At 74.7% G+C, this 20,467-nt stretch carries 15 protein-coding genes; 6 read left to right on the forward strand and 9 right to left on the reverse strand.

What is annotated here, in order from left to right; genetic code table 11:
- Window positions 1-199 precede the first annotated feature (199 nt).
- Complete coding sequence (gene groL, locus ACIPN7_RS15240) at window positions 200-1,828, forward strand: chaperonin GroEL (RefSeq protein ID WP_400543553.1); 1,629 nt, start codon at window positions 200-202, stop codon at window positions 1,826-1,828.
- A 126-nt stretch (window positions 1,829-1,954) separates the two neighbouring features.
- On the opposite strand, the gene ACIPN7_RS15245 is transcribed toward groL, so the two are convergent.
- From ACIPN7_RS15245 to ACIPN7_RS15260, 4 genes are all read right to left on the reverse strand, one after another.
- The gene (locus tag ACIPN7_RS15245) at window positions 1,955-2,320 is read right to left on the reverse strand and encodes a WXG100 family type VII secretion target (RefSeq protein ID WP_400543556.1); all 366 of its coding nucleotides are present in this window, start codon (window positions 2,318-2,320) and stop codon (window positions 1,955-1,957) included.
- 91 nt (window positions 2,321-2,411) lie between these two features.
- Entirely contained in the window at window positions 2,412-3,116 is a 705-nt protein-coding gene (locus tag ACIPN7_RS15250; RefSeq protein WP_400543559.1) for a hypothetical protein, read from the reverse strand.
- A 114-nt stretch (window positions 3,117-3,230) separates the two neighbouring features.
- On the reverse strand, window positions 3,231-4,814 hold the full coding sequence (locus ACIPN7_RS15255; RefSeq protein WP_400543561.1) for an ATP-binding protein: 1,584 nt from the start codon (window positions 4,812-4,814) through the stop codon (window positions 3,231-3,233).
- Window positions 4,807-5,532, reverse strand: a complete 726-nt coding sequence (locus ACIPN7_RS15260; RefSeq protein WP_400543564.1) for a response regulator transcription factor — start codon at window positions 5,530-5,532, stop codon at window positions 4,807-4,809. Before ACIPN7_RS15260 ends, ACIPN7_RS15255 begins: the two co-directional genes overlap by 8 nt.
- 141 nt (window positions 5,533-5,673) lie before the next feature.
- Here ACIPN7_RS15260 and ACIPN7_RS15265 point away from each other — a divergent pair, with 141 nt between their 5' ends.
- Window positions 5,674-6,267 carry an NYN domain-containing protein gene (locus ACIPN7_RS15265; RefSeq protein WP_400543567.1) on the forward strand — a complete coding sequence of 198 codons (594 nt, stop codon included), beginning with the start codon at window positions 5,674-5,676 and terminating at the stop codon, window positions 6,265-6,267.
- A gap of 53 nt (window positions 6,268-6,320) precedes the next feature.
- Here ACIPN7_RS15265 and ACIPN7_RS15270 read toward each other — a convergent pair whose 3' ends face one another.
- The 5 genes from ACIPN7_RS15270 to ACIPN7_RS15290 form a co-directional block, all read right to left on the reverse strand.
- Window positions 6,321-7,124 carry a carbonic anhydrase gene (locus tag ACIPN7_RS15270; RefSeq protein ID WP_400543570.1) on the reverse strand — a complete coding sequence of 268 codons (804 nt, stop codon included), beginning with the start codon at window positions 7,122-7,124 and terminating at the stop codon, window positions 6,321-6,323.
- Between the two features lie 114 nt (window positions 7,125-7,238).
- Entirely contained in the window at window positions 7,239-9,476 is a 2,238-nt protein-coding gene (locus ACIPN7_RS15275; RefSeq protein WP_400543573.1) for a TPM domain-containing protein, read from the reverse strand.
- 126 nt (window positions 9,477-9,602) lie between these two features.
- Entirely contained in the window at window positions 9,603-11,300 is a 1,698-nt protein-coding gene (locus tag ACIPN7_RS15280; RefSeq protein WP_400543576.1) for a DNA repair helicase XPB, read from the reverse strand.
- A 31-nt stretch (window positions 11,301-11,331) separates the two neighbouring features.
- Window positions 11,332-13,965: a helicase-associated domain-containing protein gene (locus ACIPN7_RS15285; RefSeq protein WP_400543579.1), complete on the reverse strand. Its 2,634-nt coding sequence runs from the start codon at window positions 13,963-13,965 to the stop codon at window positions 11,332-11,334.
- A 61-nt stretch (window positions 13,966-14,026) separates the two neighbouring features.
- Window positions 14,027-14,947 (reverse strand): NAD-dependent epimerase/dehydratase family protein, encoded by a 921-nt coding sequence (locus ACIPN7_RS15290; RefSeq protein ID WP_400543582.1) that lies wholly within the window; start codon window positions 14,945-14,947, stop codon window positions 14,027-14,029.
- 123 nt (window positions 14,948-15,070) lie between these two features.
- On the opposite strand from ACIPN7_RS15290, the gene ACIPN7_RS15295 reads away from it, so the two are divergent.
- The 4 genes from ACIPN7_RS15295 to ACIPN7_RS15310 all read left to right on the forward strand — a co-directional run bounded on the left by ACIPN7_RS15295 (window position 15,071) and on the right by ACIPN7_RS15310 (window position 20,461).
- Window positions 15,071-15,814 (forward strand): TetR/AcrR family transcriptional regulator, encoded by a 744-nt coding sequence (locus tag ACIPN7_RS15295; RefSeq protein WP_400543585.1) that lies wholly within the window; start codon window positions 15,071-15,073, stop codon window positions 15,812-15,814.
- 194 nt (window positions 15,815-16,008) lie between these two features.
- The gene (locus tag ACIPN7_RS15300) at window positions 16,009-16,383 is read left to right on the forward strand and encodes a cold-shock protein (RefSeq protein ID WP_285105431.1); all 375 of its coding nucleotides are present in this window, start codon (window positions 16,009-16,011) and stop codon (window positions 16,381-16,383) included.
- Window positions 16,384-16,406: 23 nt separating this feature from the next.
- Entirely contained in the window at window positions 16,407-17,246 is an 840-nt protein-coding gene (locus tag ACIPN7_RS15305; protein WP_400543589.1) for a DUF3027 domain-containing protein, read from the forward strand.
- A complete protein-coding gene (locus ACIPN7_RS15310) occupies window positions 17,243-20,461 on the forward strand; it encodes a sacsin N-terminal ATP-binding-like domain-containing protein (protein ID WP_400543592.1) in 3,219 nt (1,072 codons plus the stop codon). Before ACIPN7_RS15305 ends, ACIPN7_RS15310 begins: the two co-directional genes overlap by 4 nt.
- The last annotated feature ends 6 nt before the right edge of the window (window positions 20,462-20,467 follow it).

Genomic DNA, 20,467 nt, shown 5'->3' on the forward strand with positions numbered 1-20,467 from the left:
CCGCGTTCGCCCGCGGTGTACGCGCCTTGCACTCTCAAGGTCCGAGTGCCAATAATGTCTTAGCACTCTCCGTTGGAGAGTGACAGCAGGGTCGAATGGTGAGGCCTCCTGCCGCGGCGAGACATGGTCGTCGGGGCGGTTGCCGTCCGTCGCGGGCACCGGCCGGCCTGGACAAGCCACCAGCGGAGGATTCATCCCCATGGCCAAGATCATCGCTTTCGACGAGGTTGCTCGTCGGAGCATGGAGCGCGGGCTCAACCAGCTCGCCGACACGGTGAAGGTCACGCTCGGCCCGAAGGGTCGCAACGTCGTTCTGGACAAGAAGTGGGGCGCCCCCACGATCACCAACGACGGTGTCTCCATCGCCAAGGAGATCGAGCTCGAGGACCCCTACGAGCGGATCGGCGCGGAGCTCGTCAAGGAGGTCGCCAAGAAGACGGACGACGTCGCGGGTGACGGCACCACCACCGCCACCGTGCTCGCCCAGGCGCTCGTGAAGGAGGGCCTGCGTGTCGTTGCCGCCGGTGCCAACCCGATCGCCGTCAAGCGCGGCATCGAGAAGGCCACCGAGGCCGTCACCGAGCAGCTGCTGAACGCCGCCAAGGAGATCGAGACCAAGGAAGAGATCGCCGCCACGGCCGCGATCTCGGCTGGCGACCCGGCGATCGGCGAGCTCATCGCCGAGGCCCTCGACAAGGTGGGCAAGGAAGGCGTCATCACCGTCGAGGAGTCGAACACCTTCGGCCTCGAGCTCGAGCTCACCGAGGGCATGCGCTTCGACAAGGGCTTCCTGGCCCGCTACTTCGAGACGGACCCCGAGCGCCAGGAGGCCGTGCTCGAGGACCCGTACGTCCTGATCGTCGAGTCGAAGATCTCGAACGTCAAGGACATGCTGCCGCTGCTCGACCAGGTCATGAAGTCGGGCAAGTCGCTCCTCATCATCGCCGAGGACGTCGAGGGCGAGGCCCTGGCGACCCTGGTGCTGAACAAGATCCGTGGCACCTTCAAGTCCGTTGCCGTCAAGGCCCCGGGCTTCGGCGACCGCCGCAAGGCCATGCTGCAGGACATCGCGATCCTGACCGGTGGCCAGGTCATCACCGAGACCGTCGGCCTCAAGCTGGAGAACGCCACGCTGGAGGAGCTCGGCCAGGCGCGCAAGGTCGTCGTCACCAAGGACGAGACCACGATCGTCGAGGGTGCCGGCGACGCCGACCTCATCGCCGGTCGCGTCAACCAGATCCGCAGCGAGATCGACAAGTCCGACTCGGACTACGACCGCGAGAAGCTGCAGGAGCGCCTCGCCAAGCTGGCCGGCGGCGTGGCCGTCATCAAGGCCGGCGCGGCCACCGAGGTGGAGCTCAAGGAGCGCAAGCACCGCATCGAGGACGCCGTCCGCAACGCGAAGGCTGCCGTCGAGGAGGGCATCGTCGCCGGTGGTGGCGTGGCCCTCATCCAGGCCGGTGCCGTTGCGTTCGCCAAGCTCGAGCTCGAGGGTGACGAGGCGACCGGTGCCGCGATCGTGCGTGCCGCGATCGACGCCCCGCTGAAGCAGATCGCCGTGAACGCCGGCCTCGAGGGCGGCGTCGTGGCGGAGAAGGTGCGCAACCTTCCCTCGGGCCACGGCCTGAACGCCGCGACCGGCGTGTACGAGGACCTGCTCGCCGCGGGCGTCAACGACCCGGTCAAGGTGACCCGTTCCGCGCTGCAGAACGCCGCGTCGATCGCCGCGCTGTTCCTCACCACCGAGGCCGTCGTCGCCGACAAGCCGGAGCCCGTCGGGGCCCCGGCCGGCGACCCGACCGGTGGCATGGGCGGCATGGACTTCTGAGTCCAGCCTGACCCCCTCGGGCTTCGGCCCGGGAACCTGTCCGACGCCGGTCGGTCAACCTCTCACGCGGAGGGTGACCGGCCGGCGTCGGCCTTTTCCGGCCGGGTCTCGGAAGAGCCCGCGGCCTCAGGAGAACATGCGCGTCGCGGCCGCCTCCGCCTCCGCGTAGGTGCGGGCCGCGGCGGCCAGCGCGGCCTGGATCGCGTCGAGCGCGCCCTCGACCTGCGCCTGCGCGCCCCGCCACTGCGCGACCGTACCGCCGAACGCCGCAGCGGCCGGTCCCTGCCAGCTCGCCTGCAGCGCGTCGAGGTTGCGCATGAGCGCCCCCACCTCGGTGCGCACCGTGGCCACCGAGCCCGCTACCGCCGCGCTCGCCTGCTCCACCTGGTCGCTGTCGACCTCGAACCGCATGGTCATCACCTCCCGCACGCCGGCCCGTCCGGCGTCCTGCACCGACCGTAGGCGCGGGATCGCCGACGGCGGGGCGGTCACGGGGCGGCCTGTGCACAGGCCTGTGGATGCCGGGGGTGTGGTCGTGCTCGAATCGCCGCGCGGCCGTCCGGAGGGTCGGTCGCGGGCGGCGTCAGCCCAGGTCGAGCTTCGCCTGCTCCTTGCGCAGCCGGTGCAGCTCCATGTCGAGGTTCTGCCGCGCGGGCTCCTCCCACGCGGCGCCCATGGGGCTCAGGAAGAGCGACTTGCGCGCGAGCAGCCGCTCGATCACGCGGATCCGGGCCCGGAGGTAGTCCTCGGCGGGGATGTGCGCGTACTCGGCGCGCACCGCGGACTTGTAGTCCTTGTACCGCTGCGGCTCGGCAGCGAGCATCGCGAGGTCGGCGTCGTTGAGCACCGCGGCGTCGAAGTCCGCGGGGTCGGGCGCGTGCCGCACGATGGCGTTGACCAGGGCGGCGACCCGGTCCGCCGCTCGCACGGGCACGCCGAGCTCGGTCAGCTCCTTGTCCGCGAGGGCCGCGGAGGCCGTGGTCTGCTCGCCGCCCTGCGAGGCGTCGGCCATCTTGCGCTCGGCGTTGAACACCGCGCCGTGGTACCAGGCGGCGAGACGCACCAGGTCCGGCTCGTGCGTCTCCTCGGCCAGCTCGTCCACGCGGTGCAGCACGGAGGCCAGGTGGCGCAGGTTGTGGAAGTGCCGGTTCTCGTCGGCCCATCGGTCGAGGAGCGACTGGCCGATCGCCTCGATCGCCTCGGTGTCCGCCGTGGCCCCCGCGCCCACCGCACTGCGGACGAAGGACTTGAGGAACCACTGCGGCGCGTCAGACGTCAGCACGCCCATGTGAACTCTGCCTAACGGTCGATGTCGGTCACTCCACGACCAGCCTATTACCGAAACGGTCAGTGGCGGCTACCACCGTCACGGGATCGTGATCACGGTTCGGCTCCGGTCGTGTCAGAGGGGCAGCGTGAGCCGGACCGTGAGGCCGCCGCCGGGGGTCTGCCCCACCTCGACGTGCCCGCCGTGCGTGCCCACGATCGCCGCGACGATCGCCATGCCCAGCCCCGAGCCGCCGCCCGACTCCCGGGTACGGGACGAGTCCGCGCGGTAGAACCGCTCGAAGATCCGCCGGCCCTGCTCCTCGGTGAGGCCGGGGCCGTGGTCGCGCACCTCGAGGACGGCGCTGCGGCCCGCTGCCGGGGCGTCGGCGCCCGGGGCCACTTTCTCGCCGTTCTGCGCGGCGCGGTTCGCGCCCGGCGAGCCCGGGAGCACCCCCAGCGCGATCTCGGCGGGCGTGCCCGACGGCGTGTGCCGCGCGACGTTGCCGATGAGGTTGGTCAGGACCTGCCGCAGGCGGTCGCCGTCGCCCTCCACGACGAGCTTGTCGGGGACCTGCCCCGCAGGATCGTCCGGACCGGCGTCCGGGGCGAGGGGCACCACGGTGACGTCGCGCGTCGGGTCCAGCGCGTGCAGGTCCTGGGCGGAGTCCCGCGCGAGGGCGACCAGGTCGACGTCCTCGCGTGCGACCGGGCGCCCCTCGTCGAGGCGCGCGAGCACCAGCAGGTCGTTGACCAGCGTGCCCATGCGGCGGGCGGCGTCCTCGATGCGGAACATCGTGTCGTCGACCTTGTCCGAGCTGTCCAGGGCGCCCATCCGGTACAGCTCGCCGTAGCCGCGGATCGTCGCGACGGGTGTGCGCAGCTCGTGCGAGGCGTCCGAGACGAACTGCCGCATGCGCACCTCGGAGGCCTCCTGAGCGGCGAAGGCGCGCTCGATCTGCGTCAGCATCGCGTTGAGCGACGCCGCCAGCGAGCCCATCTCGGTGCCGGCGGGCGCCTCGGGGACGCGCAGTGTCAGGTCGCCCGCCGCGATCTGCGCGGCCGTGTGCTCCACGGACCGCAGCGAGCGGAGCGACCGCTCCACGAGCAGCCAGGCCGTGAGCCCGCCGAGCAGCACGATGCCCAGGCCCGACATGATCAGCGTGCGGGTCAGGATCGAGACGGTCTTGTCCATGCCCACCAGCGGCAGTGCCACGTAGACGGTGGCGCGCTCGCCGCTCGGGTAGGTCGCGCCCAGCGTGATGACGCGCCAGCTCTCGGTGCCGGTGTCCGGTCCGGAGCCGTCGCCGGTGCCGCCGTCGCCGGTGCCGCCGTCGCCCGTGTCGCCGGTGCCGGTGGCCCCGGCGGCGGTGAACGGCTCGCCGCCGCTGGCGACAGCCTCCTCGTACGTCACCGTCGGCAGCTCGGGCGTGCCGAACCGGGTGATCGCGGAGTTGCCGAGCTGGGTCTGCTTGCCGCTCTCGTTCTCGATGAGCACGTAGTAGTCGCTCGGCAGGGCCTGGCCGGAGGTGGACTGGATGATGCCGATCGGGTCGAGCGCGGCCGTGTGCAGCTCGTCGTCCACCTGCTGGACCAGGAAGCCCGACACCACCGTGGTCGTGGCGATGCCGGCGATGCCCAGCCCCGCCGCCAGCAGCAGCGAGATGATCGCGACGAGCCTGGCGCGCAGAGGGATACCGGCGAGGCGCTCCCTAAGCACGGACGGGCTGCGGGGCGCGCAGCAGGTACCCGACGCCGCGCTTGGTGTGGATCAGCGGGGGCAGTGGCTCGCCCTCGACCTCGAGCGTGTCGATCTTGCGCCGCAGGTAGGAGATGTAGGACTCGACGATGTTCGCGTCGCCGCCCCAGTCGTACTGCCACACGTGGTCCAGGATCTGCGCCTTGGACAGGACCCGGCCGGAGTTGAGCATCAGGTAGCGCAGCAGCTTGAACTCCGTGGGCGACAGGTCGACCTCGACGCCGGCCCGGCGCACCTCGTGCGAGTCCTCGTCCATCTCGAGGTCGCCCACGTGCAGCACGGCCTCCTCCTCGGGGGCGGGCACGCCCGTGCGGCGCAGCACCGCGCGGATCCGGGCCACGACCTCCTCCAGGCTGAACGGCTTGGTCACGTAGTCGTCGCCGCCCACGGTGAGGCCCTGCACCTTGTCCTGCGTGTCGTCCTTCGCGGTGAGGAAGACGACGGGGGTGTGCCGGCCGGTCGCGCGCATGCGGCGCGTCACGGTGAAGCCGTCCATGTCGGGGAGCATCACGTCGAGCACCACGAGGTCCGGCTCGACGTCGCGGACGAGCTGGAGGGCGCCGTTGCCGTCCGCGGCGGCATGGACCTCGAAGCCCGCGAAGCGCAGGGACGTGGACAGGAGCTCGCGGATGTTCGGTTCGTCGTCCACGACGACCAGACGCGCCTCAGGAGTAGCCATGTTTCCAGTGTGCGGCTGGTTCCTGAAGGCTGCCTGAGTTTCGCCCGGGAATTCCCCCGGGCTTCCGCTCCCGGTGTCCGCCGTCCCCGTCGCGCGGGCTTCGGCTCCGCGATTCGGCGCGCACCGCCTAGGCTGTGTCGCATGTCAGCACCGTCCCCGCAGGAGTCCGGGCAGTTGCCCCGGCGCACGTATCTCATCGTCGACGGTGAGAACATCGACGCCACGCTCGGCATGAACGTGCTGAACCGCCGTCCGGCACCCGAGGAGCGCCCGCGCTGGGACCGTATCTCCGCGTTCGCGGAGAAGGTCTGGTCGCAGGAGGTCGTGCCGCTGTTCTTCCTGAACGCGACCTCCGGCCAGATGCCGATGCCGTTCGTGCAGGCGCTGCTCGCCATGGGCTACAAGCCCATCCCGCTGGCCGCGCAGGGCTCGGAGAAGGTCGTCGACGTCGGTATCCAGCGCACCCTCGACGCGCTCCTGGACCGTCCGGGCGACGTGCTGCTCGCGAGCCACGACGGCGACTTCCTGCCCCAGATCGAGGCCCTGCTGGCCGACGACGACCGCCGCGTCGGCCTGCTGGGCTTCCGCGAGTTCGTCAACGCCCGGTTCACGGACCTGGAGCAGCGCGGCCTGGTCATGTACGACCTCGAGGCCGACGCCGACGCCTTCACCACCATGCTGCCGCGTGTCCGCATCATCCCGATCGAGGAGTTCGACCCGCTGCGCTACCTGTAGCCGGCGCGGCGCCCCGGGCCATCGGCTCGGGGCGCCGCGCGCAGCCCGTGCGGCTACCTGCTCAGAGCGAGCGTGCCCTCGTAAGGGGTGCGGTCGCCCTGGGGCAGCGTGGGTCGCGCGTTGTGCCCGTGCGACGCCTCGTCGAGCACCGCGATCTGCTCGGCCGACAGCTCCACCGGCGTCGCGTAGACGACCCACTGGACGCCCTCGGTGCACGGCGGCGTCGTCAGGCTGCCCTCGTACGCCTCGTAGGTGGGGTCCGTCGGCAGCATCGCCGCGACGTCGAGCGGCAGATCGGAGGTGCCCGGCGTCGCCGCGCCCTCGACGAACGGCTGCCAGGCCGTGTTCTCCGCGCCCTCCTCGGCGAGGACGCCGATCACGAGGGTGCGGCCGTCCGGGGCGGTGTGGACCAGGTGGAACTCCGCGTCCATCGCCTCGCCCTCGACGGTGTGCTCCGACGGAACGTGGAAGTGCGTCTGGGCCAGGGTGAACTCGGCGCCGTCCCACTCGATCGTCGACGCCCCGCTCTCGGGCACGAGCTGGACGGTGTGACCCGTGTCGACCGACTCGCCGACCGTCGGGGACGACATGATCGTCGGGTGGTCGGTCGCCTCCTGGTCGGCGTGGGCGGGCAGATCGATGGGCGACTGCGCGTCACCGGCGGAGCACGCCTCGAAGTCGGCGGACAGGTGCCCCCATTCCGCCGGCCCCTCCGCGCCCTCGTACGACCAGTGCACCTCGCCGCCCACGCCGGGCGGCGGCCCCGCAGAGGCCGCGTCGTCCGCGGCGGTGCCCGTGCCGCAGGACGCGAGCAGCGGGGCGAGGAGCAGTGCTGTGGGCAGGGCGAGCTTCTTCAACGTGTACTCCGGAGGGGTGATCCGTGTGAACGGCGAGAGCCGGTTTGCCGGCAGCCCAAACTACCGTTTTCCCGACCTTTCGCCCACCCTGTCCGGCGGTTTCGTGCGGGTCGGCTACCTCGCCGACGCCGGCCACCAGGCCCGCACCGTGCCCAGCTTGCGGTGCGCCGCCGGGCGTCCGCCGCCGAACCCGCCCCCGCCGAACCCGCCCCCGATGCGGGTCGTGCGGGCGCGCTTGCGGGAGCGCACCAGGTGCGGGTCGAGCAGGATGCCACCGAGCATCATGCCGCCGCTGATCGGCCCGTTCGCGTCGTCCCCGCCGGCGTCGGGCTCGACCTCGGCGGCGGCCGCGACGACGGCGTCCGCGTCCTGGCGGGCCAGGCGCGTCGCCTCCCGCACCAGCGCGCTCGCCTCCTGCGCCTCGTTCAGGGCCGCGGTGGGGTCGGTCGGGTGGAGCGCGCGGGCGACGTCGGCCAGCCGGACCGCCTCCGCGAGCCGGGTGCGGGCCGCGGCGCCGACGGCCCCGCGGCGGGTCGCGATGAAGTCGCCGGTCTGACGCAGCTGCGCGTCGACGCGGCGGAGCGTGTCGCGCAGCAGCGCGGACGCCCGGGCCTTGACCTCGGTGTGGTCGCGGGTGGACGCCAGGGCGGCGTCGAGGGAGGCCTCCGCCGCGGCGATGCGCTGCAGGCCGGCGAGCGGGTCGCCGCCCTCGCGCGTCACCTCGACGTTCTTGAGCGAGGCCTGGGCCGCGGCGCGCGCGAGGGTGACCCGGAGGTCGCCCTCGATCGCCTTGGCCGAGACCACGTCCTGGGTGAGCGACGCGATCGACTTGTCGAGCCGGCCGACGGCCTCGCGGAGGTGCAGCGCGGTCGCGTCAACGGCGTCGAGCAGCATGACGGCCTGCCCCAGGGCGTTCTGCGCGCCCCGCGCGTGCGCCACGGCGACGACCTTCTGGCCGGCGGCCAGGGCCGAGTTCCCGGCGGCCACGGCCTCCTTGGCGTTGGCGATCAGCAGCTCCGCCTGCTCCGGGTTGCCCACCACGGTGGCCAGCGGGCCCGTCGGGTAGCGCCGGGAGAGCTGCGTCAGGAGGCCGCGCGCGGTGGCGACGCGCTGGGCGACCTCGGCCTCGCGGGCGACGACGTCGGCCAGCAGCTCCGGGGCGCGCTGCTGCAGGCGGCGCAGGTCGTCGAAGGCGCGGGTGCGCGCGTCGAGCGTGTCGGCCGCGGCCTCGCAGAGTGCGATGATCCGGGCGAGGCGGGCACGACGCACCGGGTCCTCCGCGGTGCCGGGCGCGGCGTCGCCGGACTCGCCGTCGCCGGACGCGGCGTCCGTGGGCTCGGGGTCCTCGGGCGCGGTGGCCCGGGGCTCCGTGTCCACGGTCTGCCGCACCGCGAACGCCTCGCGGACGTCGGCGGCGGCGCCCTCGAGGATCAGCTCGAAGTCCCGCGTCGCGTCGGCGCCCAGCTCGGAGCGGGCGAAGCCGAGCTCCTGCTCGCACGTCTTCAGGGCGTCGTCGATGCCCACCAGGGCCGCCTCGGCACGCTCGTCGAGCTCGTCGAGCGTGAGGTCCGCGAAGGCGTCCGGTGCCGGCCCGCCGGCCACCGGGGTGCGGTCCCTGAGCTGGGCGAGGAGCGGGCGGAGCCGGGGCGCGGCGAACCGCCACAGCACGTAGCCGAGGGCGGCCAGGACGAGGATCGCCGCCACGGCGATGCCCACCACGAGGAGCGGGCTGGTGGTGCTCGCGACCCCCTTGCGGACCGAGTCCGCGGCGTCGGTGGCGGCGGGGGCCCACCGCTCGTCCTCGACGGCGGACGCGACGGCGTCGTCGATCTGTCCGAGCTGGCCGTCCGTGAGCGGCACGTTGGTGTCCGCGGACAGGCCGAACTCGTGGTCGACGGTCGCGATCGCGAGGAGCAGGTCGTCGGTCCCGAGCCCGGACTGGTTCGCGCTCGCGTTGGCCCAGTCCACGGGGTCGGTGCCGTCGAAGCTCTCGATGTAGACGACGAACATGCGCAGGTCGGACTCCGTGGCGAGCCGCTCGACGGCGGCCAGGACGTCCTGGCGCTCGGCGTCGGTGAGCGCGCCCGCGCCGTCGGTCACGGGGTCCGTGAGGGTGATCGGCGGCGACGCGGGCAGGATGTCGGACATGAGCTCGGCCTGCGTGGCGGCCGACAGGCGCGGCGACACGGACGGCCGCGGCTCGGCCGGCCCGACGACCGTCGCGCTGGCGGCCTGTGAGGTGGCCGCCACGACGATGCCGACGAGGCCGGCGAAGGCCACGATGACCCAGCCCCCGGAAGCGCGGGTGCCGGGATCGTGCGGACGCTCGGCTCTTGCTCGGGACTCGATCACGTCCCTGATCGTCACCCCGGGTTCAAGACATCGCAATCTGAGACCGTAACGTTGCGTATGTGCAACGAATCCCCAGGTGAATGCCCAGCGTGAAGGGCATTTTCACGCCCCTGAGCAGGCCCGACGTCAGGGTGTCGTCGAACCGGCCGGCGACTCGTCCAGGTCCTCGGCGTCCACGATGCGGTACGCGTACCCCTGCTCGGCCAGAAACCGCTGCCGGTGGGCCGCGAAGTCCTGGTCCACGGTGTCCCGTGCGACCACCGCGTAGAAGTGCGCGGTGCGCCCGTCGGCCTTGGGCCGCATGATGCGCCCGAGGCGCTGCGCCTCCTCCTGCCGCGACCCGAACGAGCCCGACACCTGGATGGCGACCGACGCCTCCGGGAGGTCCACCGAGTAGTTGGCGACCTTGCTCACCACGAGGCGCGAGATCTCGCCCTCGCGGAACGCCCCGAACAGCCGCTGCCGCTCCTTGTTGGTGGTCGCCCCGGTGATGATCGGCGCGCCGAGGTGCTCGGCCAGCTCCTCGAGCTGGTCGATGTACTGGCCGATGACCAGCACCTGGTCGTCGGGGTGGCGCGCCACGATCTGCTCCACCACCTTCTTCTTGCCCGACGCCGACGCGGCCAGCCGGTACTTGTCCTCCGTCTCGGCCGTCGCATACGTCATCCGCTCGCTCTCCGGGAGCGTGAGGCGCACCTCCACGCAGTCGGCGGGGGCGATGTAGCCCTGGGACTCGATGTCCTTCCACGGCGCGTCGAACCGCTTGGGCCCGATGAGGCTGAACACCTCGTCCTCGCGGCCGTCCTCGCGCACCAGCGTGGCGGTGAGGCCGAGCCGGCGGCGGGCCTGCAGGTCCGCCGTCATCCGGAAGACGGGAGCGGGCAGCAGGTGCACCTCGTCGTACAGGACGAGGCCCCAGTCGCGCGCGTCGAGCAGCTCGAGGTGCGTGTAGACGCCCTTCCGCTTGGTGGTGAGCACCTGGTACGTGGCGATGGTGACCGGCTTGATCTCCTTCTTGGTGCCGGAGTACTCGCCGATCTCGTCCTCGGTCAGGGTGGTGCGCCGCACCAGCTCGTCGCGCCACTGGCGCGCGCTGACGGTGTTCGTCACCAGGATGAGCGTCGTCGTGCCCGACTTGGCCATGGCGCCCGCGCCGACGATCGTCTTGCCCGCGCCGCAGGGCAGCACCACGACGCCGGAACCGCCGTGCCAGAACCCGTCCACGGCCTGCGCCTGGTAGGGCCGCATCTCCCAGGGGGCCGCCTTCTCGTGCGGCGTGCGCGGGTGCGTGGTGGGGCTCAGCTCGATCGGGTGCTTCTCGCCGTCCACGTAGCCCGCGAGGTCCTCGGCCGGCCAGCCCAGCTTGACCAGGACCTGCTTGAGGTGTCCCCGCTCGGAGGGGTGCACGGCCACCGTGGACTCGTCGATCCGCGCGCCGACCAGGCCGGCGGTGCGCCTCGACTTCAGCACCTCCGCGAGCACCGCCCGGTCCGTGGTGCGCAGCACGAGGCCGTGCGCCGGGTCCTGCGCGAGCTGGAGGCGCCCGTACCGGGACATCGTCTCGGCCACGTCGACCAGCAGCGCGTGCGGCACCGGGTAGCGGCTGAACTCGATGAGCGTGTTCACGACCTGCTCCGCGTCGTGGCCGGCCGCGCGCGCGTTCCACAGGCCCAGCGCCGTCAGGCGGTAGGTGTGGACGTGCTCGGGCGCGCGCTCGAGCTCGGCGAACGGCGCGATGGAGCGGCGCGCCTGCTCGGCGCTCGGGTGGTCGACCTCCAGCAGGAGCGTCTTGTCACTCTGCACGATCAAGGGGCCGTCGGGCATGGGGTCTCCCTCAGTGTTGGTCTGGTGCGCCTCAGGGCGTGGATGACGTCGGCAGGACCGACGCGATGCGGTGGACGGCGATCGTCAGCTCGGCCTCTCGGTCCGGGTCGAGCGCGCGCAGCCTGCCGCCGTCGAGGTTCAGGGGTTTCAGCTCGCGGCGCTCCAGCCGGCCGGTGTGCCCGGCCACCTCGACGATCACGGTGGAGCCGTCGCGGAGCGCGTCGCGCAGCAGTGCCAACCCGTCAGCGGGGTGCTGTGTTCCCGCGTCGTCGTCCTCGGGCCCCGGATCCCGGTCCGCGGACGGCGCGCCGGCGGTCGGGGTGACGGGGAGTGACCCGTTCGTCGGGCGCGGCGGCGCCTGCCAGGCCGGGCCGGACGTCACCTCCTCCGCCGTCCCCGTGCCGGCGGGCCGGCCGGGGACCACCCGGTAGCCGCGCAGCGGGATGCCGCCGCCCGACGTCGTCACGGAGTGCGCCACCTCGGCCGCGTCCGCCCGCGCCCGTGCACCGGCCCGGGCCGCCGACTCGACGGCGCGCAGCTCGGCGACCAGGGCCTCCGGGTCGGGCGCCCGGGTGGCGACGTCGGATCCGGAACCCATCCGGATCGCGGCCGCCGAGCGCGGGGCGGGCATCGCCCGGCCGGTGACGCCGCGGCGCGCGACGAGCACGCGGCCGTCCGGTCCCTCCAGGGCCGAGACCAGCCCGCGGCTGCGGAGCGCCTCGTGCAGCGCGGCCGCGGGGACCGACGCCGCAAGGACCGTCGGCGCGAGCCGCACCAGGCCGAGGCCGACGAGCGACGGGTCGTGCTCCAGCCCGGCGAGCACGGTCGCGTCGGCGGCCCGCAGGTACGCCGACGCCGAGCCCACGCGTACCGCGCCGTGCCGCCGGGCGGTGTCCCGGACGAGGTACTCCAGCGGCTGGGGCACGGGCACGGGGGACCGGTGCGCCAGCTCGTCGAGCAGGCCGTCCGCGGTCTCGCCCTGGTCGAGCGCCCGCGTGACCGACGCCGGGCTGAACCGCACCGTCGTCGCCGCGCCGCGCGACTCGACGTCCGCCGCCCGCTCCAGGAGCCGCGCGAGCTCGCGCGACGGCCGCCCGGGGACGATCCCCGTGAGGTCACCCTGCAGCAGGATCTCGTCCACCTCGTGCGGGAGCACCGCGCGCAGCGCCCCGGCGACGTCGGCCGGGCGGGAAGGGTCCGCCGGGAGGAGCGCCCGGCCCGGCGCCGACAGCGCGCCCGCGCCCGTCACGCCCAGCCACTCCACCTCGGCCAGGAGCCCCTCGACCGCGCTCGCCGGCGGCACGGAGCGGGGCGTGTGCCAGGTCAACACGTCGACGACCGCGCCTGCCGTGGGCGCCAGCACGTTCTCGCCGTCCCGGCCCGCCGCGAGCACCCCGAGCACGCTGTCCCGCAGCCGCGGCACCCACGGCCGCTGCAGGTCCGGCGACAGCGGCGCCCGCAGCGCACCCTTGTCGTCGCGCGAGCCCACGAGCCACGGTGCGCGCCGGGAGGCCAGCCAGGCCTCGACCAGGCGGGCCCAGCGGGCGGCGTCGTCCAGGTCGTCCCAGTCCGTCACCGTGGGCACGTACGACGGCGGTGCCTCGCCGTCGTCCCGGACCAGGCCGGCCAGCGCGGCGACCTCGACCACGAACGCCGCCCCGGGCTCGTCCGTCTCGAGCTGCGCGGCGAGCCGCCGCAGGTCACGGACACCCAGCCCGCCGGCGCGCAGGACCGACGGCGGGTTCTCGTCCCAGGACCCGCGCAGCACGCGCACCCGCCGCACCAGCTCGAGCGCGGCGCTCGCGGCCTCGGCGTCGGCGGTGGCCCGCGGCACGGAGCGACCCTGCGGCTCGGGCGCCCGGGTGCGGGGTGCGCGGTGGGTGTGCCCGTCGCGCAGGGCCAGCCCGACCAGCCGCGGCAGCACCACGTGGCGGGCGTCGGAGCGGACCAGGAGATGTGCGGTGACCAGCCAGTTCACCGCGTCGCGGGGGCGGGTCCCCGCGGCCGGGACGACGCCGACCGGCGGCCCCCACGCGAGGGCGTCCAGGATCGCCCGTGCCCCGCCGGGCGCCTCGGCGAGGAGGGCGTCGAGCGCCGCGCCCGTCCCGGTCGGGCCGGCCGAGGCGGGCGCGGGACCGAGAGCACGCGCGACCGCCTCGGCCAGCCCGTCCGGGACGGGGTCGATGTGCGGGCCCAGGCCCGCGGGGTTGGGCCCCAGCAGCTCGTCGAGCCCCGGCGAGGTACGCAGGTCCGGGGACGACGCCGGTCCGGTGCCCTCGCCGGCGTCCCAGAGGAGGGCGTGCTCGACGGCCAGGTGGACGGCCTCCTCCACCGCCGCCCGGTCGTCCACCGCTCCGCCGAGCGCGCGGGTGACGACCTCGGGGCCGAGGGCGCCGGGGCCGGGCGGGGCTCGGAAGACCGGCTCCAGGGCGAGCACCGCCTCCAGGACCTGCAGGGTCAGGGCGTCGGCGCGGGCGAGCGCGCGTTCGAGCGACGTGCGGCTCGACGCACGGGCGGCCAGCGACCGGAGCGTCGAGGGGGAGGGGGCGGCGAGGTCAGGACGGGCGCGCAGGAGCGCGGCGAGCGCGGTGTCCGAGCGCTGCCGGAGGTCGTCGGCGAAGTGCCGCGTGGCCGAGGCCGGCGCTGCGGGGAGCGAGGAGGCCATCCTGACGATGCTACGCGGGTTTCCTGGCTCTCCGTCCGGCCGGGCCGTGCCCTGGCCGGCGTCACACCTGCGCGGTGCGGCGGCAGACCTCTTCCCACGGGGCGGGGGTGATGCCGAAGCGGGCGCGGGCCGCGGTGTCGTCCAGCACGTACGGCCGTTCCCACTGGTAGATGATCTCCCGCATCTCGCGCATGAAGGGGACGGCGAGGGCGGCGGCGGCGAGCCCGGCGCCGCGCAGGGAGGCGATCTTCACCGGCGGCCTCCCCGCGCTCGCGAGCACGTCGGTCAGGGCCTGCGCCTGCGTCACCGGGGCGTTGCTCGGCACGTGCCAGACGCGCCCGTGGGCACCCGGGTCCTCCGCGGCGGCCACCAGGGTGCGGGCGGCGTCCGCGACGTCGGTGAAGGTGTGGGGCTGGTCGGTGCGGCCCATCATCAGCACGCGCTTGCCCTGCAGCGCGCTCGGCACCAGGCGCGAGATGTGCCCGTTGCCGCCCACGCCGCGGCCCATGTAGTCGGAGCCGCGGATCTCGACGGCCCGGATGCGCCCGGCGTCGTGCGCCGCCTTCGCGTCCGCCCACATCCGTGCGCGGAGCCGGCCCTTGTGGTCCGTGGCGACGTCGGGCAGGTCCTCCGAGAGGGGGACGTCGACGGGGCCGTAGGGGTACAGGGTGCCGGTGATGGCGTAGACGGCGCCGGAGCGCTCCGCCGCGGACAGCAGGGACGAGGCGAGCGGCGGCCAGACGTGCTCCCACTGGGTGTAGTCGGCCGGGTTGGCGCAGTTGTAGAGGTAGTCGGCCCCCTGGGCCGCACCGGCCAGGGCGTCGGCGTCGGAGGCGTCGAGGGCGAGGTGCTCCACGCCGTCGATCCCGGTGGTGCGGCCCGAGCGGCTCACGACGGTGACCTGCGACCCGCGCTCGGCGAGAAGGGCGGCGACATGGCGGCCGACGGGGCCGGCGCCGACGATGAGGTGACGGTCAGACATGATCGATGCTCCATTCCGAGAGCGGTGCTCTCTGTTGCCGCAAGCGTGGCACGAGCGGGTGCGCTTTGGCAAGAGCGGTGCTCTCGGTTGTGTGCAGTGATCTGTCGTGCGAACCTGAACGGCATGAGTCCGGCCCGCACCGCCCGCGCCCTTGCCCGCGAGACGATCACCCGCGAGATCCTCGACTCCGCCCGCGCGCGGCTCTCGACCGACGGCGCGGCGGCCCTGTCGCTGCGCGCCGTCGCGCGGGACGTCGAGATGGTGTCCTCGGCCGTGTACCGCTACTTCCCGAGCCGGGACGCCCTGCTCACGGCGCTGCTCATCGAGTCGTACGACGAGCTCGGCGAGGCCGCGGAGGCCGCCGACGCCGCCGTCGCCGACCGCGCCGACACCGGCGCCCGCTGGCTGGTCACCTTCCGCGCCGTGCGGGCCTGGTGCGTCGCGCACCCGGGGGAGTTCGGCCTGCTGTACGGCACGCCCGTGCCCGGCTACGCCGCGCCGCGGGACACCGTCGTGCCCGCCGTCCGCGTGGTCCGCGTGCTCGCCCGCATCGTCGGCGACGCCTACGCGGCGGGCGCGCGCCCCACGGCCGTGCCGGCCCCGGTGGCCGCCGCCACGGCCGACGCGCCGGTGACCGTCGGGCCCGGTCTGGCGTTCATCGCTGACCAGGGCCTCTGGGCGGCCGCCGACCTCGCGGACGACGACGTGCCGGAGGCCGTCCGCCGCACGATCATCGCCTGGACCACGCTGTTCGGCCTGATCTCGTTCGAGCTGTTCGGGCACCAGGTCGGCTCGGTCGCCGACCCGGTGACCTGGCTCGACGAGGTGGCGCTCCGGCTCGGCGCCGACCTGGGCATCGGCGTCTGAAACCCAGCATCCGGGCGGCCCGCACCGGGCACCGGCGCACCGCGCGGGCGAAGAGTGGCCAATGCATGCGACGCGGTAGGCATCCGCCCGGTAACCTTGTGCAACGGGTCCGGAGAGAGCGCGTCAGTCGCAGCACCCCGGGCCGTCATGAGCAGTTTCGCGAGCAGTACCGACAAGCACAGAAGAAGGTCGCAGTGCCCACCGGCAAGGTCAAGTGGTTCGACACCGACAAAGGCTTCGGTTTCATCGCCAACGAGGACGGCGGCGAGGTGTTCCTGCACGCCTCCGCCCTCCCCGAGGGCGTCGTGCCCAAGCCCGGCGCGCGCGTGGACTTCGGGGTGGCCGACGGCCGCCGCGGTCCCCAGGCGCTCGCGGTCAAGGTGCTGGACGCCGCTCCGTCGGTCGCCAAGGCGAAGCGGAAGCCCGCCGACGACATGGCAGTCATCGTCGGCGACCTGACCCAGATGCTCGACCGGGTGGCAAATGACCTGCGCAAGGGGCGTTATCCGAAGAACCCGGAGACGCTAGCCAAGATGCTGCGCAAGGTCGCAGACGACTTCGACGCCTGAAACCCCACGAGGTCCCGAGGAACATGGTGACGATCACCGCGCCCGCTACCCGAACGCCTACCCGGCGGGTCGCCGCACGCTCCAGCCGTGACGCCGTGCTGAACGGCGCCGCGGATCTCGCGCGCGCCGCCGCACAGGAGGTCGCCGAGCGGCCCGAGGACGTCGGGGAGCACCTCGGCACCTTCTTCGAGGACGAGCGGGTGGTCTCGCACCGCTTCGCGGCGACCATGCGCGGGTACCGCGGCTGGCACTGGACGGTCACCGTGACGCGCGTGCCGCGCGGCCGGGCCGCCACGATCAGCGAGGTCGAGCTGCTGCCCGGCGACGAGGCGATCCTCGCCCCGGCCTGGCTCCCGTGGTCCGAGCGGCTGCGCCCGGGCGACGTCGGCCCGGGCGACGTGCTGCCGTTCCGCGCCGACGACCCGCGGCTCGAGCCCGGGTACACCGCCACCGGCGACCCCGAGGTCGACGAGGTGGCGATCGACGAGCTCGCGCTCGCCCGTGCCCGCGTGCTGTCCCCGCAGGGCCGCGACGACGCGGCGGAGCGCTGGTACCGCGGCTCGCGCGGACCCACCTCCGCGGGGTCCGTCGCTGCCGCCGCCGAGTGCATGGACTGCGCGTTCCTCATCCCGCTCTCCGGTCCGATGGGCCAGCTCTTCGGGGTGTGCGCCAACGAGTGGTCGCCCGACGACGGCAAGGTGGTCTCCCTCGACCACGGCTGCGGTGCCCACTCGGAGACCGACGTCGAGGCGCACCCGACCGACTGGCCGGCGCCCGCCCCGCTGATCGACGAGAACGAGGTCGAGCCGGTCGCGGCGGCCGGCGACACGCCGGCGGGCGACGGGGGCGAACCCTCCGCGTGACCCACGACCCCTTCGGCACCGGTGCGCTGCGGCGTGTGGTGACCGAGGCGTGGCTGGCGTCGCCGACGCGTTTTCGCGAGGACGCGAACTCCGAGGAGGACCACGCCCGCGGGTACTACCGCGACCGGGTGGTGGTGGAGCTCGCGCAGAACGCGGCCGACGCCGCCGCGCGGGCCGGGGTGCCCGGCAGGCTGATGCTGACCCTGGAGCCGCGCGGCTACGCGGGCGACGAGGCGGACGGCACCGCGGCGGGCTGGTGGCTGGTGGCCGCCAACACGGGCGCGGCGCTCGACGCCGACGGCGTCGCCTCGCTGGCCTCCCTCCGGGCCTCCGCCAAGTCGGGCGGCGCGGCCGGGCCTGACGGCGTCGTGGGGCGGTTCGGCGTCGGGTTCGCCGCGGTCCGGTCGGTGTCGGACGAGATCCTGGTGCGCTCGCGCGGGGGTGGCGTGCGCTTCTCGCTCGCGACCACCCGTGCGGAGCTGGGGCTGGGACCCGACGCGCCGGCCGCGGGGCCGGCACCCGGCCTCCTGGACGAGGCCCGGCGCCGCGGCAGCGCGCTGCCGGTGCTGCGGCTGCCGTTCCCCGCGCCCGGGACCACGGCGGAGGAGCCGGACACCGTGGTCGAGGTGCGGCTGCGGGACGATGCCGCGGTGGCCGCGGTCCGCGCGCAGCTCGCCGCCGTCGACGACGGTCTGCTGCTCGCGCTGCCCGCTCTCGACGAGCTGGTGATCGAGGACGACTACGCAGGTCAGCCGGGTTCTGAACCCGGGAACACGGTGCCCCTGGCGCCGCCGCGCGTGCTGCGCGACGTCGGGACGCGCTGGAGCGTGCACCGGTCGTCCGGCGTGCTGGAGCCGGACGACTCGCTGCCGTCGGAGGCGCGCCGCACGGACTGGTCGGTGCTCTGGGCGGTGCCCGTGTCGGGGACCCAGTTCGCCCCCGGGAGCCGGGCCGCGGCAGGGAGCCGTGTCACGGCCGGGCCGACGCTGCACGCCCCGACCCCCACCGACGTCCGGCTCACGTTCCCCGCACTCCTGATCGCCTCGTTCCCGGTCGACCCGGGACGGCGAGGCGTGCTCCCCGGGCCGACGTCGGACCGGGTCGCCGCCGAGGCGGGCCGCGCCTACGCCGCGTTCCTGGGCGAGCTCGCCGCACAGCCCGGGGGCGACGTGCTCGGCCTGGTGCCGACGGGGCTCCCGGCGGGTGACGTGGACGCCGCGATCCGCGCGGCCGCCGGCGACGCCCTGGGCGCCACCCGGCTGCTGCCGCCGAGCGTGCCGGGGCCGCTGGTCGCGCCCCGGGACGCCGCCTTCGTCGCGGGGCCGCTCGGCGAGGACGCCCCGCTCGCCCGCGCGCTCGCGCGGGCCGCCGACAGGACCCTGGTCACGGTATCCGCGCGTCACCAGGCCCTCGTACGCTCCCTCGGGGCGGACTCCGCCGACCTCGTCGACCTGGTCGAGGCCCTGTCGCCGGACCCCGACGTCGTGCACGCGGCCCTCGACGCCCTTGCGCCGCACGCCGGGGAGCCGGCGGTGCTGGAGGCCGTGTCCGGGGCCCCGCTGCCGCTCGCGGACGGCCGCGTGACCCGCGGCGCGCGGGGGACCGTGCTGCTCGACACCCCGCGGCTCGCCGGGATCGCCCGGGCGCTGGGCGTCCGGGTGGTCCACCCGGACGCCGCGCACCCGGTGCTGGAGCGGGCCGGCGCCGTACCCACCACGCCGCGCGGGCTGCTCGCGGACGCCGGGGTCCGGTCGGCGGCGCTGGCCGCCGCGGAGGAGGTGCTGGACGACGGCGACGCCGAGCACCTCGGCGCCGTCCTGACCGCTGCGCCGTCGTCTCCGGCCACGGCCGCCGCCACGTCCGAGGAGCCGTGGGCGCCCGAGCACCCCGCCGAGACCGTGCGCGCGGTGCTCGAGCTGGTGTGCCTCGCCGTCGCCGAGTCGGGGGAAGACCTGCCGTTCTGGCTGGGCGAGCTGCCCGTGGTGACGGACCGCGCCGTCGTCCCGCTGCGCGAGGCGGCGCTGCCGGGCACCTGGGCGGCGCGGAACCTGGACCTCGCGCCGGTGCGGGCCGACGTCGTCGAGCGCTGGGGCGCGGCCGCGCTCGGAGCCGCCGGGGCCCACGCCGACCTGGCCGTCTACCGGGTCGCCGACGTCGTGACGCCCGACGGGGACGACGACGGCGACTACGGTCCCGACGACCCGGCCGGCTGGCTCGCCGACTGGGACGAGTACCTCGACCTGCTCGCCGAGGAGCTCGGCGCGGCCGCATGGGTCGGCGACGTGGCGGCGGTCCCGGACCTCGATGCGCTGAGGGACGTCGCGGGCACCGGGGCCGGGCCGGGCTCGCTCGCCGCGGGGCTCGCCCGGATCGCCGCCGACCCGGAGCTGCGCCGTGCGCTGCTGACGCCCGTGCGCTCGCCCGACGCCCCGGACCGCGAGGCGCCGTCGTACACGGCGTGGTTCCTGCGCGGCCGGCTCGGCGCCCCGTTCGCCCTCGACGACACCCCGCTCCTGCCGCCCGCGCCACCGGGGACGGCCGGCCTGGACGCCGACCTCCTGACCGCGCTCGGCGGCCTGCACAACCTCGCTGACCTGCCCGGACGCGACTGGCCAGCGGTCCTGGAGCGCCTGCCCGACGCGTCGGCCGGGTCGGGCGGGGGGCTGCCCGCGGACGTCGCGCGCGCCGTCTGGACCGGGCTGGCCGCGCTGGCCCGGGCCGGCGGCCCCGGGATCACGCCGCCCCGCCTGCCCGCGTTCGGCCCGGCCGGGATCACGGTGGAGAGCACGGACGACCTCGCCGTCGCCGCCTCGCCCCGGTGGGCCCAGCTCGGCCCGGTGGTCCCCGCGCCCGCCGACGTCGCCGAGGCCCTTGCCGACCTGCTCGACCTCCCGTTGGAGGCCGGCGCCGACGTGGGCCCCGACGAACCCGGGGAGTCGGTCGGGCTCGACCCGCGGGTCCGGGCGGTCGTGCCGGCCGCGCCGGAGACGTGGCGCCGGCACACGACACTGACGGTGGAGGGCCGGCCCGTCTCCTGGTGGGTGTCCGCCGGCGCGCCGGGCGAGGGGCCCGACGCCGTCGCGCACGCCGTCTCGGTCGAGGGCCTCGCGCGGGCGCTGGCCGAGCTCAGCGGGGCGGATCCGCTGCTGCTGGAGGCGGTCCTGCGGGACCCGGACCGTGCGGATGCGCTGAGCGCGGAGCGGGCCTGGGGCTGAGGGTCA

This window comes from Promicromonospora sp. NPDC090134 (genome assembly GCF_044746965.1).
Taxonomy (GTDB): Bacteria; Actinomycetota; Actinomycetes; order Actinomycetales; family Cellulomonadaceae; genus Promicromonospora.

What these genes read in the sequence shown, in the direction of transcription:
- groL (WP_400543553.1), top strand. Translation starts at nt 200, where the DNA reads ATGGCCAAGATCATCGCTTTCGACGAGGTTGCTCGTCGGAGCATGGAG.
- ACIPN7_RS15250 (WP_400543559.1), bottom strand. Translation starts at nt 3,116, where the DNA reads ATGGGCGTGCTGACGTCTGACGCGCCGCAGTGGTTCCTCAAGTCCTTC.
- ACIPN7_RS15260 (WP_400543564.1), bottom strand. Translation starts at nt 5,532, where the DNA reads ATGGCTACTCCTGAGGCGCGTCTGGTCGTCGTGGACGACGAACCGAAC.
- ACIPN7_RS15265 (WP_400543567.1), top strand. Translation starts at nt 5,674, where the DNA reads ATGTCAGCACCGTCCCCGCAGGAGTCCGGGCAGTTGCCCCGGCGCACG.
- ACIPN7_RS15280 (WP_400543576.1), bottom strand. Translation starts at nt 11,300, where the DNA reads ATGCCCGACGGCCCCTTGATCGTGCAGAGTGACAAGACGCTCCTGCTG.
- ACIPN7_RS15285 (WP_400543579.1), bottom strand. Translation starts at nt 13,965, where the DNA reads ATGGCCTCCTCGCTCCCCGCAGCGCCGGCCTCGGCCACGCGGCACTTC.
- ACIPN7_RS15290 (WP_400543582.1), bottom strand. Translation starts at nt 14,947, where the DNA reads ATGTCTGACCGTCACCTCATCGTCGGCGCCGGCCCCGTCGGCCGCCAT.
- ACIPN7_RS15295 (WP_400543585.1), top strand. Translation starts at nt 15,071, where the DNA reads ATGAGTCCGGCCCGCACCGCCCGCGCCCTTGCCCGCGAGACGATCACC.
- ACIPN7_RS15305 (WP_400543589.1), top strand. Translation starts at nt 16,407, where the DNA reads ATGGTGACGATCACCGCGCCCGCTACCCGAACGCCTACCCGGCGGGTC.